Source organism: Aureimonas sp. SA4125 (assembly GCF_019973775.1).
In the GTDB taxonomy this organism is placed as follows: domain Bacteria; phylum Pseudomonadota; class Alphaproteobacteria; order Rhizobiales; family Rhizobiaceae; genus Plantimonas.
This window is the reverse complement of the sequence record NZ_AP025032.1, coordinates 1234077-1249840: the sequence shown is the minus strand read 5'-3', so window position 1 is coordinate 1249840 and position 15764 is coordinate 1234077. Positions and strand designations below refer to the sequence as shown.

The 15764-nt window shown below is 65.8% G+C and carries 14 protein-coding genes; 4 read left to right on the top strand and 10 right to left on the bottom strand.

The features are described 5' to 3' along the window. The first annotated feature begins 44 nt into the window (after window positions 1-44). Together Sa4125_RS05720 and Sa4125_RS05715 are read left to right on the top strand one after the other, a co-directional pair. Window positions 45-689 carry an isochorismatase family cysteine hydrolase gene (locus Sa4125_RS05720; RefSeq protein ID WP_224004664.1) on the top strand — a complete coding sequence of 215 codons (645 nt, stop codon included), beginning with the start codon at window positions 45-47 and terminating at the stop codon, window positions 687-689. Next, the gene (locus tag Sa4125_RS05715) at window positions 686-1663 is read left to right on the top strand and encodes an NAD(P)-dependent oxidoreductase (RefSeq protein ID WP_224004661.1); all 978 of its coding nucleotides are present in this window, start codon (window positions 686-688) and stop codon (window positions 1661-1663) included. The genes Sa4125_RS05720 and Sa4125_RS05715 overlap by 4 nt, the downstream gene beginning before the upstream one ends. Before the next feature lie 57 nt (window positions 1664-1720). On the opposite strand, the gene Sa4125_RS05710 is transcribed toward Sa4125_RS05715, so the two are convergent. Continuing rightward, the gene (locus Sa4125_RS05710) at window positions 1721-3034 is read right to left on the bottom strand and encodes a cation:proton antiporter (protein WP_224004657.1); all 1314 of its coding nucleotides are present in this window, start codon (window positions 3032-3034) and stop codon (window positions 1721-1723) included. A gap of 143 nt (window positions 3035-3177) precedes the next feature. On the opposite strand from Sa4125_RS05710, the gene Sa4125_RS05705 reads away from it, so the two are divergent. Further along, the gene (locus Sa4125_RS05705) at window positions 3178-5601 is read left to right on the top strand and encodes a hybrid sensor histidine kinase/response regulator (RefSeq protein ID WP_224004654.1); all 2424 of its coding nucleotides are present in this window, start codon (window positions 3178-3180) and stop codon (window positions 5599-5601) included. A gap of 107 nt (window positions 5602-5708) precedes the next feature. Here the strand turns inward: Sa4125_RS05705 and Sa4125_RS05700 are convergent, their stop codons facing one another. From Sa4125_RS05700 to Sa4125_RS05660, 9 genes are all read right to left on the bottom strand, one after another. Beyond that, the gene (locus Sa4125_RS05700; protein WP_224004651.1) at window positions 5709-6098 is read right to left on the bottom strand and encodes a response regulator; all 390 of its coding nucleotides are present in this window, start codon (window positions 6096-6098) and stop codon (window positions 5709-5711) included. Window positions 6099-6426: 328 nt separating this feature from the next. Continuing rightward, on the bottom strand, window positions 6427-6855 hold the full coding sequence (locus tag Sa4125_RS05695; RefSeq protein ID WP_224004648.1) for a flagellar basal body rod C-terminal domain-containing protein: 429 nt from the start codon (window positions 6853-6855) through the stop codon (window positions 6427-6429). A 674-nt stretch (window positions 6856-7529) separates the two neighbouring features. Next, a complete protein-coding gene (locus Sa4125_RS05690) occupies window positions 7530-7718 on the bottom strand; it encodes a hypothetical protein (protein WP_224004645.1) in 189 nt (62 codons plus the stop codon). A 286-nt stretch (window positions 7719-8004) separates the two neighbouring features. Next, window positions 8005-8448 carry a DUF411 domain-containing protein gene (locus tag Sa4125_RS05685; protein WP_224004641.1) on the bottom strand — a complete coding sequence of 148 codons (444 nt, stop codon included), beginning with the start codon at window positions 8446-8448 and terminating at the stop codon, window positions 8005-8007. Window positions 8449-8551: 103 nt separating this feature from the next. Continuing rightward, window positions 8552-9013: a DUF305 domain-containing protein gene (locus Sa4125_RS05680; RefSeq protein ID WP_224004638.1), complete on the bottom strand. Its 462-nt coding sequence runs from the start codon at window positions 9011-9013 to the stop codon at window positions 8552-8554. Between the two features lie 74 nt (window positions 9014-9087). Further along, a complete protein-coding gene (locus Sa4125_RS05675) occupies window positions 9088-9456 on the bottom strand; it encodes a hypothetical protein (RefSeq protein ID WP_224004635.1) in 369 nt (122 codons plus the stop codon). 22 nt (window positions 9457-9478) lie between these two features. Further along, window positions 9479-12628, bottom strand: coding sequence for an efflux RND transporter permease subunit (locus tag Sa4125_RS05670; protein ID WP_224004632.1), 3150 nt, complete (start codon window positions 12626-12628; stop codon window positions 9479-9481). 9 nt (window positions 12629-12637) lie between these two features. After that, window positions 12638-14320 carry an efflux RND transporter periplasmic adaptor subunit gene (locus Sa4125_RS05665; RefSeq protein ID WP_224004628.1) on the bottom strand — a complete coding sequence of 561 codons (1683 nt, stop codon included), beginning with the start codon at window positions 14318-14320 and terminating at the stop codon, window positions 12638-12640. 58 nt (window positions 14321-14378) lie between these two features. Beyond that, entirely contained in the window at window positions 14379-14807 is a 429-nt protein-coding gene (locus Sa4125_RS05660) for a hypothetical protein (RefSeq protein ID WP_224004625.1), read from the bottom strand. A gap of 429 nt (window positions 14808-15236) precedes the next feature. On the opposite strand from Sa4125_RS05660, the gene Sa4125_RS05655 reads away from it, so the two are divergent. Continuing rightward, on the top strand, window positions 15237-15728 hold the full coding sequence (locus tag Sa4125_RS05655) for a tyrosine-protein phosphatase (protein WP_224004623.1): 492 nt from the start codon (window positions 15237-15239) through the stop codon (window positions 15726-15728). Window positions 15729-15764 lie beyond the last annotated feature (36 nt).

Below are 15764 nucleotides of genomic sequence, written 5' to 3'. Positions count from 1 at the left end.
AACGATCCTGCCCAGGATAGAGGCAGGCGAGACGAGGGAGTTCCATGACACAACCCAGCCGAGACGTGCCGGTCGTACCGAGCCAGACGGCGCTTCTCTTCGTCGACGTCCAGAACTTCGCCGCCAAGGCCGAAGGCGGCGAGTTCCGCGGCGACAACGCGCCGCCTGCCGAGGAACGCGACTATTTCCTCGGTCGGCTGGAGACAACCGCCCTGCCAAACATGCGCCGGCTTCAGGAGGCCTGCCGTGCGACGGGGATCGAGGTCATGTACACCGTCATCGAGAACCTCACCGCCGACGGTCGCGACCGAAGCCTCGACTACAAGATCTCCGGCATCGACGTCGCCAAGGGCTCATGGGACGCGAAGGTCTGCGACGAGATCGCCCCCGGCCCGGACGAGATGGTGTTGCCGAAAACCTCGTCGAGCGTCTTCATCTCGACCAATATCGACTATCTCCTGCGCAACCTCGGCGTCCGCCAGTTGATCCTCTGCGGGCTCGTCTCCGACCAGTGCGTGGAATCGGCGGTGCGCGACGCCTGCGATCTCGGCTACCTCGTCACCCTCGTGCCGGATGCCTGCGCGACCTTCACCGAGGAGCGCCAGCAGGCCTCGGTGCGGGCGATCAAGGGCTATTGCCGGCAGCGCTCGACGGCCGAAATGCTTGCCGAACTGGCTTCCTTCCGGTGACGGCCATCGCCCGGCGCGACCTCGGGCGCGTGCTGGTCACCGGCGCCGGCGGCTTTCTGGGCGCGGCCGTGGTCCGCCATCTCAGCGAGGAGGGCGTCACGGTCATCGCCGCGGATGTCGCGGGGTATGCCGGAATGCCGGCGTCGACCGGGTCTGCACCGCTCGAACCTTGCGACGTCACCGACGCGGCAGAGGTCGAACGTCTCGTCGGCCGGAGCAAAATCTCGACTCTCCTCCACTGCGGCGCCGTTTCCGGGCCGATGGTTCTCGCCGACCAGCCGGCCCGGATCGTCGCGATCAACACCATGGGCACGGCCAACGTCCTGGAGGCGGCGCGTCGTGCCGGCGTCGCCCGCGTCGTCCTCTGCTCGACGATCGACGTCTACGGCAGCCGGCAGAGCGGCATGGTCTTGGAAGATGCCCCGCTCGATCCCGACACGGTCTACGGCGCCAGCAAGGCCGCCGCCGAGCAGATCCTCCTCGCCTATCGCCGCGAACACGGCCTGGATGCCATCGCGCTTCGCCTGTCCTGGATCTACGGTCCCGGCCGGGTGACGGCGACGGCGCTGGAACAGCTGTTGCGGGACGGGCTTTCAGGACGCGCCGCGCGCGTCGACGCCCATCCCGCCGAACGGACGCAGTATCTCCACCTCGACGACGCCGTCCGAAGCCTCGTCTGCGCCGCAAGCGTGCTCAAAACCGAGCGGGCGGTCTTCAATGCCACCGCCGGCCCCGGCTCGACCTTCGGCGCCGTCGCTGCAACCGTGCAGGCCGTTCTCCCAGCACTCCGCGTCGATCTCGTCGGATCGCCTCCGACCGGCGCGTCGATCGACGGCTATGACCAGACCGCTGCGGCGAACGACATCGGCTTCGTGCCGAGAATGAGTTTCGAAGCCGGGATCCGCGCCTATGTCGAAGCTCTGCGGACGGCGTCCACCTCGCCCACGCCAACGGCACCCGTCCTTCTGACCTGAGCGATGGTCCCGCGCCACAGAGAACGAGCCCGTCCCGCGGAGTCTCGGATACCGGCGCTATATCTTGGCCGGTCCCTGTAGGCCCGGCGGCGGCGTGGTCTCGTCGGCATCGGGGTCGCGGCCATTGCTTCGGTCGAGTTCGCGCATGACAGGCGTGACGGTCATGCCATGCATGAGGATCGACAACAGGATGACCAGACCGACGAAGGCCCAGAGGCGGTCTCCGCCCTCGACGTTCTCCATGTGGTTGAGGCCGTAGGCGAGATAGTAGACCGAGCCGACGCCCCTGATGCCGAAGAAGGCGAGCAGAAATTTTTCCCGCCAGTGCGCGTGGTGGCCGACGAGGGCGACCATACCGGCAACCGGTCGGACGACGAGGAGGATGACCAGCGCGGCGGCGACGTCGATCCATTCGAGCGGTGCCAGAAGGCCGTTCACGAGCGCGCCGCCAAAGAGGAGCAGCAAAACCATCATCGCGATGCGCTCTATCTGCTCGGTCAGTTCATGCATCTCGAGCTGGAATTCGTGGTCGCGGTGCGCATGGCGAAAGGTCAGCGCCGTGACGAAGACGGCGAGAAAGCCGTAGCAGTGGATAATCTCCGACGCGCCATAGGAGACGAAGGTCGCGGACAGCGCGATGAGCCCGTCGCCGGTCTTCGCCAACTTCATCTTGGCGGGGACATGGAAGGTCAGCCAGCCGAAGAGGCGTCCGATGAGATAGCCGGCGCCAATGCCGACGACGATTTCCCAGAGCACATTGTAGGTAAACCATTCCGCAAACCAGGCTTCCCCGGACGCCGCGGCGGCGGCAAGCGCGATGGCAAGGTGGACGAAGGGAAAGGCGAAGCCGTCGTTCATCCCCGCTTCCGACGTCAGTCCGAACCGCACATCATCCTCTTCGCCGGACTTCGGCGGACCGACCTGCACATCTGCCGCCAGGACCGGGTCGGTCGGCGCGAGTGCTGCGCCGAGAAGCAGGGCGATGCTCCAGGACACCCCGATCCACCAGCCGGCGATCGCCGTGATCGCCAGGATGCTGAGCGGCATGGTGATGGCGATCAGCCGCCAGGTGATCGCCCATCGGGCAAAGCTGAAGATCCGGTCGAGCTTCAGCCCCGCGCCCATCAGGGCGATGATCACGACGAACTCCGACAGGCGCTCGGTGATCTCGGGATAGCTCATCGGCAGCGGCGCGAGCGTCACCTGCGGCAGGGAAAAAACCGCAACGCCGATCGCGATGCAGACGATCGGCAGCGACAGCGGCAACCGGCGCAGCGCCAGAGGCAACCAGGCAACGAGCGCAATCAGCAGGCCGGCGCCTGTCAGAATGAGGATGTAAGGGTCGGGGCTGAGATCGATGGAGAGGTTCATGCTCGGTAACTGCGCGACGTGCGGATTGATCCAAAGGCATCTATCCAATCATGTCCTCACCCCGCGCGTTTGACATCCCTGGGGTCTTCCGCCCGACGAGTCTCTTCGTTATCGCAACAGAACGATCATATCGGGGAATAGGCATGCAAAGCTTTCTGGCCGGGTCGAGCGAGATGGCGGCTCAGATTCGCGAGCGCGACTGGATTGCCAGCCCTCTGGGTGCGGCGAAGTTCTGGCCGCAGTCTTTGAAGACGCTGGTCAGCATCATGCTCGGCGCGAACCAGCCCATGTTCGTCGTCTGGGGGCCACACCAGACGCTCATCTACAACGACGGCTACGCGGAGATCCTCGCCAACAAGCATCCGGCGGCGCTCGGCCAGCCTTTCCTCGACGTCTGGGCAGAGATCGCCGACGATCTCGCTCCCATCGTCCAGTCCGCCTATCACGGAGAGCCCGTCCACATGGACGCGATCCGGCTGATGATGGAGCGGAAGGGATATTTAGAGGAGACGTTCTTCGCGTTTTCCTACACGCCGGTACGGGGTATCGGCGGCGTCATCGAAGGCTTCTTCTGCGCCTGCAACGAAATCACCGGGCAGGTTCATTCCGAACGGCGGCTCCGGAAGAGCGAGGCGGCGCTGCGGGCACGCGAGGCGCAGTTCCGCACGCTGGCACAGGCCGTGCCGAACCACGTGTGGACGGCGACAGCCGACGGACTGCTCGATTGGTTCAACGACAAGGTCTACGCCTATTGCGGACTGACGGAAGCCGACCTCCTCGGATGCGGCTGGACGCAGATCGTCCATGCGGACGACCGGGAGCCGGCAGGCGCGGCGTGGCGCCAGGCCATCGAGCAGTCGGCGCCCTACGAAACCGAATTCAGGATACGTCGTGCCGACGGCACGTTCCGTTGGCACGTCGTCAGGGCCGAGCCGGTCCCCGGTCACGACGGCGGCATGCGCTGGATCGGGACGAACACCGACATCAACGAACAGAGGGTAGCCCTGTCGGAGCTCAGCGCCGCCCGGGAGACGCTGGAGCGTGAAGTCAAGGAGCGGACGCGCGAACGCAACCGGCTCTGGGAAAACTCGCAGGACATCTCGGTCGTCATCGACGTCGAAGGCAACTTCCGGGCTATCAATCCGGCCATGACGCGGATTCTGGGGTGGCAGCCCGAGGACATGATCGGGCGGCTCGTCTTCGACTTCATTGTTCCCGATGACCTCGAAAAGACGGCCGAGGCGTTGGCGATCGCGACCGAAGAATCGCTGGACACGACAATCGTCCGCTATCGTCACAAGGAAGGTGGCGTGCGGTGGATCTCCTGGGTCGCGGCGCCGGAGAATGGGGTGATCTTCGCCACCGGCCGCAACGTGACCGCCGAAATCGAGGCGCAGGCAGAACTGGCGATTGCGCAGGAGGCGCTGCGGCAGTCACAAAAGATGGAGGCCGTGGGTCAGCTCACGGGCGGCATCGCGCACGACTTCAACAACATGCTGGCTGTCGTCATCGGTTCGCTCGACCTCCTGATGCGCCGAACAGATGATTCCGATCCGCGCGCCCGCCGCCACATCGAGAGCGCCATGGAGGGTGCCAAGCGGGCGGCAACGCTGACGCAGAGACTGCTGGCTTTCTCGCGCCAGCAATCCCTGAGCCCCGTCCCCGTCGACGCCAACGGCCTGCTCTCCGGCATGGCGGACCTCCTTCGACATACCCTCACCGGCAAGATACGGCTGGAAACGGTGGTCGGGGGCGGGCTGTGGCGCTGCCTGGTCGATGTGAACCAGCTTGAGAACGCGATGCTCAACCTTGCGGTCAATGCGCGGGACGCGATGCCGGAGGGCGGCAGGCTGACGATCGAGACACAGAACGCCCATCTCGACGATCGTTATGCCGCCGGCAACATCGGCCTGACGCCGGGCCAGTACGTGCTCATCGCCGTGTCAGACAGCGGAACCGGCATGACCGCAGAGGTGATCGAGAAGGCGTTCGATCCCTTCTTCACCACCAAGGAGATCGGCAAGGGAACGGGCCTTGGCCTCAGCCAGGTTTACGGCTTCGTGAAGCAGTCCGGGGGACACATCAAGATCTACTCGGAGCCGGGTCGGGGCACGACCGTCAAGATTTACCTGCCAAGGTATTTTGGTGAGGAGACCGCGGCCGGTTGGAGCGACGAAATCCTGGCGACGCTGGAGGACACGACCCAGATCGTGCTCGTGGTGGAGGACGACGACAACGTCCGGCGGATGACGCTCGACGCCTTTGAAGAGATCGGCTACCGCACGCTGGAAGCCAACGGGGCGGTCGAGGCGCTACGGCTGCTCGATCTGCATCGAAACGTCGACCTCCTCTTCACAGACATCGTCATGCCCGAGGTGGACGGGCGGCAGCTGGCGGACGAAGCCTTGAAGCGGTTTCCCCATCTGAAGGTGGTCTTCACCACGGGCTACACGCGAAACGCCATCGTTCACAACGGCGTGCTCGACGCGGGCGTGGATCTCCTGCCGAAGCCCTTCACACTGGACGAGTTGCTGTCGAAGGTGAGGAGCGTCCTCGAACGACCATAGCGGTCAGGATGTCCTAAAGCGGGACGGCTTTTCGTCGAATCGCCGAGCCGCCTTAGATCCTTGTCCTTGCATGATCCTTTCCGAAAGCCGGAACCCACCTCTCGGGATCATGCTCTCGCGATCCTCTCGATCGTCTCGGTGTCGTACGGCTTGCCGACCAGAGGCCACTCGACCTGATCCAGGTTGACGTATCCCGACACGAGGACAATGCGCAGATCGGGCCATCGCTGCGAGGCGATCTTGGCGAGTTCGGGTCCGCTTATGCCGGGCATGCGGCAGTCGGTGAAGAGCAGGGACACGTCAGGCCGAGCCTCCAGAATGACGAGCGCGGCCGCCCCATCCGCCGCCTCGACGACTTCAAACCCCAGATCCTCGAACATGTCGACAGCGTTCATGCGCACGAGCGGCTCGTCGTCCACGACGAGGACGACCCTTTTCGCACTGCTGTCCATCGTCCTGCTTCCTTCTGACCTGATTCTCTGCCGCTCGACGAGCATGGTTGTCACCCCAGGACAAATGTGGAGCGGGTGCAGACAGTTGCCAGTCCGAGGGCACGAATCCTGATGCGGAGTTCTCCCAGTGTCAGAGGGATTTCGGCACACTTCGGCGTCCGCTCCCGACCGCGGCGTCGCTGCGCTCGAAAGCGGTTGCACCACTTTCACGAGACATTCGGTCCACATCCGTCTGCGGGCGGTCTCGACATCGCGTCACCGCTCGGAGCGCGGCGGCGCATCCGGTCACGCTTTCCTGGCGCCCGGAAGTCCTGGGCGTTCGCCTCCGGACCCTGACCGTTGACGACCGCGAACGGCGTGCAGACGGGAGTCTTCAGTCGGCAAGGGCGAAGAGGCTCTCCATCATCTCATCGGCCGCCCTGAATGCGCTGAGATTCATCTTGTAGGCATGAACGGCCTCGACCAGGCCGACGGTTTCGCGGAGATCGCTGACATTTGGAGCGGCGACCATTCCTTTGGCATTCGCATAGACTGAAGACGGATCGTACTCCTCCAAATAGGAAGGAACCGTGGGTACCGGGATCACGCTTGCGCCCATGCCGGTACCGACACTTCGTTGCACGGCCTCGACAGCCTGATAGACCTGCGGGCGGTCGCCGAACCGAGCCGGCGCAAGCGGTTCCGACGCGGGAGTCTCAGGGACAGGGCCCCGCGTGCGGGCGTTGGCGATGTTGGACGCAGCCACATCGAGCCGTGCGGTACTTGCCAGCATGCCGGAAAGCGAAATCGCCATACTGTTCATTGGTGGATCTCCTGTATTTTGTCACAGGAGAAATATCGACATTACCCGTCGAATTGATGAAGCAAACCGCCGCCTTTTGCATCAAAACCTTGCTTTACGGATGAGATGGACCTTGGGCCGATGACAGACGTCTCGCTCGCCTCCGGGCTGACCATCACCGGGGGACGGCGGCCGTGACGGCGATCCATGACCGCCACGCCTCCCTGCGGGGAGCAGCAGACGGCTCCGGATGCGTGAACGGCCTTGGCTACGGGAGATTGCCGAAGGCCAGACGCGGACGTTCGAACGCGGTGCCGCTCGCCCGATAAGGGGTGAACACCCTGAAGCCTCCCATCGCAGTTCTCGCCCTCCCCGTCGCCGCAGCGCGGGTGACGGCCATCATGGCCTTCGAGAAGGGTGTAAAGCGGCTGTGTTCATCGACCGGGCGGCTGAAATGCCGGAGGCGGGCGCGGGGCTCTGCGAAAAGGATCGGCCCGAGGGCCGGGATGTGCCGGATCCGTGCACCAGCCTGAGCCGTCCGCAGGGTGGGCCGTCGGTGAGGTTTCGGCAGCGTTTGGGAAAGGCTGGGTCGGTGATCGGATGACGATGACCAACGGGACCGCCTGTCCGGAGCTTTGACGGGCAAGTCCCCGACTGAAATCCGGGCGAATGGCAACGTCTACGGAAAAGTGAGCTCAGCTCGCCTTCGCCATCTGCAGCGCATCACGCTCTTGCTCGAGCCTCTTCTCAAACTCCGCCTTCTGATGCTTCCATCCCTCGACCCACTCCTTGAACGGGACGGAACCTGGCGCATGTGGGCAGCGATCCCGCTCGATGCCGCGGTTGAACGCCCGACCACCTTCATTCTTTCGACTGCTGTCCATGATGTGGCCCTTTCCCCGGTTGCACGCTGATGGTGCGCGAGGGAACGTGTGCGAACCTATCCACATGATAAAGAAGGCGAAGTTGGTGGGGTGCCAATCGCGCAGAAGGCCGGCTTCCCCCGAACACACCGGGGATGCCCGGTTCTGCCGAAGGCTCCAACCCTTGCGCGACCGGAGCCATGACGAGCAGGAACGACGAACTGGTTTTCCCCGGAAGCCCGCGAGCGGGCCGTGCGAATGAACCATCAGAGCGAGCGAGGATGTGCGGCGCCCCCGGGAAGCGCCGTTATCTCGGATATCGCGCGTATACCGTCGAATTCCCGTCGCGCCCCACCAGAAGCACCTCGTATGGCTCGTCGCTCTCGCCCATCCCGGGGCTGCCCACCGGCATGTCGGGCACGGCGAGGCCGATCGCGTCCGGCATTTCGGCGAGCAGGCGCTTCACCTCGGCCGCCGGGACGTGGCCCTCGACGACATAGCCGCCGACGAATGCCGTGTGGCAGGAGGTCTGGCCCGGCTTCAGTCCGGCGCCCGTCTTCTTGGCGTGAAGATCGGCCATGGCGAGGTTATCGTTCGAGACCTCGAACCCGGCTTCCTCGAGGTGCTTCATCCATCCGATGCAGCAGCCGCATCCAGACGTCGAAAACACCTCGACGGTCTCGGCCGCCAGCGCGGCCGTGGAGAGGAGCGCGAGTGCCCCGGCAAGGAACGTCGTTCGCTTGGACATCATGCTGTGTCTTCCTTCATCGTCATGCGGGCCCGGCCCAAGCCGTCCACGGTTATGGCATTCGGGGGGCGGCAAACCCGCCGCCCCCCTTCCCGTCCGGCGGTGCCTACTTCGCGAGCGCCTCGACGCGCGCGGTCATCTCCTCGATCTCCTTCTTCTGGGCGTCGATGATCATCTGCGCCATCTTCTTGGACTCCTCGTCCTTGCCCATCTTCAGCTCGATCTCGCTCATGGTGATGGCGCCCTGGTGATGGGCGATCATCCCGCAGTTGAAGGCCAGATCCGGGTCCTTGATCATGGACGCCTTCATCATCGGTCCGTGCATCGCCATCATGGCATCGTGGTTGGCCTTCTGGACGTCGTCCATGCCGGACATCATCCCCTGCATGCCCGCCATCATCTGCGACATGTCCATGTCACCGGCGGCCGCATTGCAGGCGGCCGGAAGCTCGGCCTGGCCGTGCGACATGCCCGCTCCCGACATGGAATGCCCGGCGTGCCCGTCCTGGGCCTGCGCGGCCAGGGGGAGCGTGGCGAGCATGGCCGCGATGATGAGTGTCTTGTTCATGGTGGTTCTCCTTGGATGGCCCTCGGGCCGGTTGGTCTCGAAAACCCGGGACGACAGCACGCCGTCCCGGGCGATCAGTTGAACTTGGCCTGCGAGGTCTTGCCGTCGGGCCCGGTGAGTTGGACGGCTCCCTTCACGGGGCCCTCCGACGGCGTCGCCAGCGGTCCGGACAGGAACGCGCCGGTCGAGGCGAGCGGCACGCGGGTCGGCTTGCCGTCGATGAGAAGGATGGCCATGCCCGTGAAGCCGTCGCTGGGCAGCGGCGCGTCGGCGACGTCGCTGACATAGACCTTCACCTCGCTTCCCGCGGCGACGAGCTCGACATGGTGGACCCCGGCATCCACGAGCGTCCCGCCGTTCGGGCCCTTGCGGGGTTCGTGGGCATGCGCGGTCGCCGAGACGACGAGGGCAGCGGCGATGATGAGACTGCGAAACTGCTTCATGGGATCGAACTCCGGTGGGTTGTCAGAACGAATGAGTCTCGATCGCGCCTGCGGGCGAGGTGTCGACCGAGGTGGACCTTGCCGCACGGGCGGCGTCCACCAGGCGCTTCAGCGGCTTCTCGCCGTAGCGCAGGAAGAGGACGGGGGTCAGGAAGGTGTCGAGCAGCGTCGAGGACACGAGCCCGCCGAAGATCGTGACCGCGACGGGATGCAGGATCTCCTTGCCCGGCGCCGAGGCGTCGATCATCAGCGGCACCAGCGCCACGCCCGCCGACAACGCGGTCATCAGCACCGGCGTCAGCCGCTCCAGACTGCCGCGCATCACGAGGTCGCGCCCGAAGGGCATCCCCTCGTGGATCGACAGGTTGATGATGTGGCTGATCTTCAGGATGCCGTTGCGGGCCGCGATGCCGGTGAGGGTAATGAAGCCGATCATCGAGGCGACCGACAGCGGCTGTCCCGAGATCCACAGCGCTTCGACGGAGCCGATCAGGGCGAGCGGGATGCTGCCGAGGATGATCAGCGTGAACACCGCCGAGCGGTAGCGGCTGTAGAGGATCGCGAAGATCATCGCGAGAGACACCAGCGAGAGCAGCCCGATGGTGCGGCTCGCTTCTTCCTGTGCCTGGAAGGTGCCCTCGAGGCTGGTGGAGAAGCCGGGCGGAAGTTGCGCTGCCGCGATCTCCGCACGGATCTGCTCGATCACCTCGGTCATGTCCGCATCGCCCGAGGCGTTGGCGAGCACGACGACACGCCGCTGGCCGTTCTCCCGAAGGATCTGGTTCGGACCGTCGGTCTCGCGGACATCGGCGAGCTGGCGCACGGGCACCCAGCCCGCCGGCGTCTCGATCAGGAGATCCCCGAGCGCCTGCGTCGTCCGCTCGGCATCACCGAGGCGCAGCACGACGTCATAGGTGCGGTTGCCGTCGACGAGGCGGGAGACGACCCGCCCGTTCGAAAGCTGCTCCAGCTCCTCGGTGATCTTCGCCGGCTGGATGCCGAACAGCGCGGCGCGGGCATAGTCGATGCTGATCTCGAGCTGGGGAATGCGGACCTGCTTCTCGACCTGGAGATCGACCACGCCGGGGACCGTGGCGAGCCGGGCCCGCAGGCTCTCGGCGACCGAACGCAAGGTGTCGAGATCCTCGCCAAAAACCTTCAGCGCGATCTGGGCGCGCACGCCCGATAGCATGTGGTCGAGGCGGTGCGAGATCGGCTGGCCGATGTTGATCGAGACCGGAAGAACGGAGAGGCGCGAGCGGATGTCCGCCTCGATTGCCGTCTTCGGCCTGCCCGCATCGAGATCGACCTCGATCTCGGAGGAGTGGACCCCTTCCGCATGCTCGTCGAGCTCGGCCCGGCCCGTCCGGCGCCCGACGACGCTGACCTCGGGCACCTCCATGATGAGGGTTTCCGCGATCAGGCCGACCCGATGGGATTCGGCCAGCGAAATGCCGGGGTTGAAGGCCATGCTGATCGTCAGCGTGCCCTCGTTGAAGGGCGGCAGGAAGGCGCGCGGCAGGGCGGTGGCCGCGACTGCCGAGACGACGACGCCGATGGCGGCGAGCCCCATCAGCATCTTCGGCCAGCGGAAGGCCTGGTCGAGGAAAACACGGTTGCCGCGCTTCAGCCAGCGCACGATGAAGCTCTCGTGCTCGTCGAGGCGTTTCAGGCTGGGCAGGAGGTAGTAGGCCATCACGGGCGTCAGCGTGATCGAGACGACGAGGCTGGCGAGGATCGAGACGATGTAGGCTTGTCCCAGCGGCGCGAAAAGGCGGCCCTCGATGCCCGTCAGAGCAAAGAGCGGCACGAAGACCAGGACGATGATGATGGTGGCGTAGACGATGCCCGAGCGGACCTCCTGCGAAGCGCCGACGACGACGTCGAAGACCGAGCGCGGATTGCCGAGCTCCCGGTTCTCGCGCAGCCGCCGGAAGATGTTCTCGACGTCCACCACCGCGTCGTCGACGAGTTCGCCGATGGCGATGGCGAGGCCCCCGAGCGTCATCGTGTTGATGGACAGGCCCATCAGGTGGAAGACGATGCCGGTGGCGAGGATCGAGACCGGGATTGCCGTCAGCGAGATGACGGTGGTGCGCACGTTGAGGAGAAAGGCGAAGAGGACGATCGCCACCACGACGATGGCTTCCAGCAATACCGTCTCGACGTTCCGGATCGAGGTCTCGATGAAGTCCGCCTGCCGGAAGAGAACCTGATCGGCGCGAATGCCGTCCGGAAGCGAGGCGCTGACCTCGCCAAGCGCTGCCTCGAGCTGGCGGGTGAGGACGACGGTGTCGACGTCGGGCTGCTTCTCGATCGAGACGATGACCGCGGAGCGGCCCATGAAGCCCGCCTCGCCGCGCTTCTGCCGGGCGCCGAAGGACACTTCCGCGACCTGGTCGAGGAGGATGGGCCGCGTGCCGACCGTCGCGACGACGAGGCTGCGCAGGTCGTCGAGGCTGAGGCTGCGGCCGATGTTGCGGATCAGGAACTCGCGGGAATACTGGTCGGTGAACCCGCCACCGGTATTGGCGCCGAACGAGGCGAGCGCGCCCTCGACCTGTTCCATCGTGACGCCGAGCGCCCGCAGTGAGGCCGGGTTCGGCGCGATCCGGTACTGGCGCACCTCGCCGCCGATCGGGATGACCTGGGCGACGCCGGGAACGGCGAGGAGCCGCGGCCTGACCAGCGCGTCCGCCGCCTCGCGCAGCGCCATCGGCGAGACTTCGTCAGGCGCCGTCATTGCGACGAGCATGACCTGCCCCATGATCGAGGAGATCGGGCCCATCTGCGGCGAGACCCCGGGGGGAAGCTGGCTGCGAACGAGCGCCAGCTTCTCGGCGATCTGCTGGCGGTTGAGGTAGATGTCGGTGTCCCAGTCGAACTCGACATAGACGATGGAGAGGCCGACGCCGGAGACGGAGCGCACCCGGGAAACGCCGGGCAGACCGTTCATCTGCGTCTCGAGCGGATAGGTGACGAGCTGCTCGACCTCGGGCGGGGCGAGCCCCTCCGCCTCTGTCATGATCGTGACGGTCGGTCTGTTGAGGTCGGGGAAGACGTCGACGGGCAGGCCCATCGAGACGAAGGCGCCATAGACGACGAGCACCGCCGCGATGGCGAGGACCAGCATGCGGTTGCGCAGGGATTGCGTGACGAGGAAGGTGAACATCGCAGCGCCTCAACGGATCTGGTTGAGGAGCTCGGCGCCCGCGGTGACGACCCGGTTGCCCGCCTCGATTCCGGCGGCGACGAGAACCTGCTCCCCGTCGAGCGGCAGCACGCGCACTTCCTTCGGCTCGAAGCGTTCGGCACCGGAATGGATGTAGACGATGTCCTGGCCGTTCGACCCGCGCAGGACGCTTGTCCGCGGCAAGGCAATGCCCGTCTCGGCCGCTTCCGTCTCACCCAGCACCGTCAGCATCTGGCCGGGCCGCAACCCCCTCGTCTCTCCCTCGACACTGAAGTGGACGGGAAGCGCCTGCGACGTGTCGGCAAAGCCGGAGCCTTCGAACTTCAGGGACAGCGACCTGCCGTCCTCGCCCTCGGCCGAGGCCGCACGGAAGGATCCCGAGCTGCCATAGGCCAGCGCCTCGACCCAGAGCCTCGCCGGATCGACGATGTGGAAGACGACGGCATTGCTCTCGGCCATCTGGCCGACGATCGCGCTGGAGGCCGCCACCACCCCGGAGACGGGGGCGACGAGCGGTTCCGGCTTCACCTGCACCTGCTCGATCGCCAGCCGGCGGTCGCGAAGACCCTCCAGCTCGATGCGTGTCTCGTCGAGCGTCGTCTGGGCCACCGTCCCGCTCTTCACCAGCGTCTCCGATCGGCGCACCCGCTGCTCGGCGATCGAGATCGCCTGATCGAGTTCGCTGAGACGCTGGCGAAGGTCGGACTGGTCGATCGTCTGGATCGGCGAGGTGACGAAGGCGAGGACGTCCCCGGCCTCGACCCTGGCGCCGAGCCGGGGGAAGCCACCCGGCGGCGGCGAGAGCCGGCCGGCGATCGAGGCCTGGACGTAGCCGCTGGCATTGGGATCGGGGATCACCCGCCCCGGCATCTCGACGCTGCGGCGATGCTCGGAGGCGACTGTCATCAGCGTTCGGATCGCAAGAATTCGCTGCGACGGCTTGGGCACGAAGACGGATCCATCGGGAAGCCGCTGCGCGACGTCGCGGACGGCGACCCCGGAGGCTCCGCTCAGCTCCTGCGCGACCGCGATCGAGCCGCCGAAGAGGAGCACAAGCCCCGCCGCTGCGCCGACGGCGACGATGGCCTTGCGCCGGAACATCGCCATGGCGAGAAGGCCGAGCGCGAAGCCGATGGCGCCGACCGCCAGGAGAGCGGGATCGTTGCGCGACAGCCTGTCCCTGAGGTCGACGGAGAGGGCTTCTTGCATTTCGGTCGCGAGCGCGGACCCGACCAGCCAGCCGGAGCTCGCGGCCACGATCGGCGCGGCAGGCTCGGGGATGGTCAGGGTCGCCGTCAGGAAGTCGATATCCGTCCCGCTGGTGACGGTCGCGATGAGGTCGTAGGACCCCGGCTCTTGTGCCCACGCTGCGTCGAGGCGGTAGACGTCGCCGTCGACGACCGCGGTCGCGGGACCGGCAGGGGTCTCGACCTCGATCGTCGCGCCGACAACGGGTTCGTTGGTGTCGAAGCGGTCGAGGTGCATCTCCAGCGAAGCCCCCCGCGCGACCGCCACCAGTTCGAAGAGCGTGCTCTGTGCTTCGGCGCGGGGAGCGGTCTGCGCGGAGACGGCCGGCGGAGGCGCCCCGTGGTCGTGCCCCTCGTGGGCGCGGACGGGCGACGCCAGCGACAGGACGGCAAACGCGGCCGCGGTCAGGATAGGAAGGATCATCAGGATAGCCCAAGGTCTGGAACATCGCCCGGGACGCGCGAACGCGTCCGACAAGGTGTCAGACGAGGGCTTTGGGAGGCCTGATCATGCCGTCGAGGACCACGCCGTCCAGCGCGCCGGGCTCGGGCACTCGGTCATGCGTTGCCGAGGGAGGTGCCGGAAGCGATCCGGCCAAGGCCCCCACGGTCGCCGCCATGCAGTTCGACACGCCCGTGCCGCAGCACGAGGAGCCGACAACGCGATGGTCACCGACGGTGCCGTCCTCGACGGGGACAAAAGCCAACGCTTCGGTGGCATCGCCGCCGGACGCGTTCTCGGGGCGGTCGACGGAAGCGGCAACCTGGCGGGCGGGCGCTTCGGCCGTTTCGACACCGTGGTTGGTATGCGCCTGGGCCGCCGATGAACAAAACAGCGCGATGCCGACGACCACGAGGGTCGCGAGCAGCGAAGCGATCTTGTTCAGGACGAACGACATGCGGATACGCATACCTCTTGTGTCGGTATCAGGTAACGACGCCCCGAAACTACGGCTGAAATGCGATCAAAGTCCTAATCATCGCCACGGACGCGGCAAAAGCAACGGCCCAACCGACACGATTGGTCGTGCGACACGATTGGTCGTGCAGTCCAAGTCCCACCCTCAGGGCGAAGACGCCCTGACCAATATTCCCCGCGGCACCTTGGCTGTCGGGCCTCGTGGAAGCCGCCTCCCCACCCTTCACGTGTCGCTTCCCCGTCAAGCGAGCAATCGACCGTGGCGGATCACCCCGGCCGGCGGCGACACCACATCGTCCTTCTTTCCGGACAGGACGCGGCCCATGGCGCTCGCAACATTGGCGATCGGTAACGACCCGGACATGAGCCGGAGGGGGCGCGCAGGTATCAGGATCGGACCGTCATCGTCCGAAAGCCTGCCATGTCTCCCCTTCTCTCCCGCCTGCGGATGACCCTGCTTGCCGCCTTGGTGATCCTCTCGCCACCGATCGGCTATGCGGGCCTCCTGTATGCCAATGGCAATGTCCACGAGGTGCAGACGGGCTCGTTCTTCCGGTCGGGGCAGCTGGACGGCGAGACGCTCCAGGCATTGATCGATCGAAGGGGCATTCGCACGATCCTTAATCTTCGAGGCGCACATCCCGGCAAGCGGTGGTACGCCGAGGAGACATCGATCGCAGAGGGCAACGGCATTCAGTACAGGGCGATCGCCATTTCCGCCCGCTCGGTTCCGGAAATGACGACCATGGTCGAGATCGCCCAGGTTCTTCGGGAGCAACCCGGACCCGTCCTGGTCCATTGTCTCGGGGGATCGGATCGCTCGGGACTGGCTTCCGCCATCTACGAACTCGTCGTGCGGGGGAAGAGCGAGGAGGAGGCGGCCGAGCAGCTTTCCATTGTCTACGGGTGTTGATTTCCACCCGGAACTGACCCGGGTTTTCCATCGAGA

Bases quoted from the DNA above. Each gene is read 5' to 3' on its own strand.
- Sa4125_RS05690 (WP_224004645.1), bottom strand. From the start codon at position 7,718: ATGGACAGCAGTCGAAAGAATGAAGGTGGTCGGGCGTTCAACCGCGGC.
- Sa4125_RS05700 (WP_224004651.1), bottom strand. From the start codon at position 6,098: ATGCTCGTCGAGCGGCAGAGAATCAGGTCAGAAGGAAGCAGGACGATG.
- Sa4125_RS05675 (WP_224004635.1), bottom strand. From the start codon at position 9,456: ATGAAGCAGTTTCGCAGTCTCATCATCGCCGCTGCCCTCGTCGTCTCG.
- Sa4125_RS05655 (WP_224004623.1), top strand. From the start codon at position 15,237: ATGTCTCCCCTTCTCTCCCGCCTGCGGATGACCCTGCTTGCCGCCTTG.
- Sa4125_RS05695 (WP_224004648.1), bottom strand. From the start codon at position 6,855: ATGAACAGTATGGCGATTTCGCTTTCCGGCATGCTGGCAAGTACCGCA.
- Sa4125_RS05660 (WP_224004625.1), bottom strand. From the start codon at position 14,807: ATGCGTATCCGCATGTCGTTCGTCCTGAACAAGATCGCTTCGCTGCTC.
- Sa4125_RS05705 (WP_224004654.1), top strand. From the start codon at position 3,178: ATGCAAAGCTTTCTGGCCGGGTCGAGCGAGATGGCGGCTCAGATTCGC.
- Sa4125_RS05685 (WP_224004641.1), bottom strand. From the start codon at position 8,448: ATGATGTCCAAGCGAACGACGTTCCTTGCCGGGGCACTCGCGCTCCTC.
- Sa4125_RS05665 (WP_224004628.1), bottom strand. From the start codon at position 14,320: ATGATCCTTCCTATCCTGACCGCGGCCGCGTTTGCCGTCCTGTCGCTG.
- Sa4125_RS05670 (WP_224004632.1), bottom strand. From the start codon at position 12,628: ATGTTCACCTTCCTCGTCACGCAATCCCTGCGCAACCGCATGCTGGTC.
- Sa4125_RS05710 (WP_224004657.1), bottom strand. From the start codon at position 3,034: ATGAACCTCTCCATCGATCTCAGCCCCGACCCTTACATCCTCATTCTG.
- Sa4125_RS05720 (WP_224004664.1), top strand. From the start codon at position 45: ATGACACAACCCAGCCGAGACGTGCCGGTCGTACCGAGCCAGACGGCG.
- Sa4125_RS05680 (WP_224004638.1), bottom strand. From the start codon at position 9,013: ATGAACAAGACACTCATCATCGCGGCCATGCTCGCCACGCTCCCCCTG.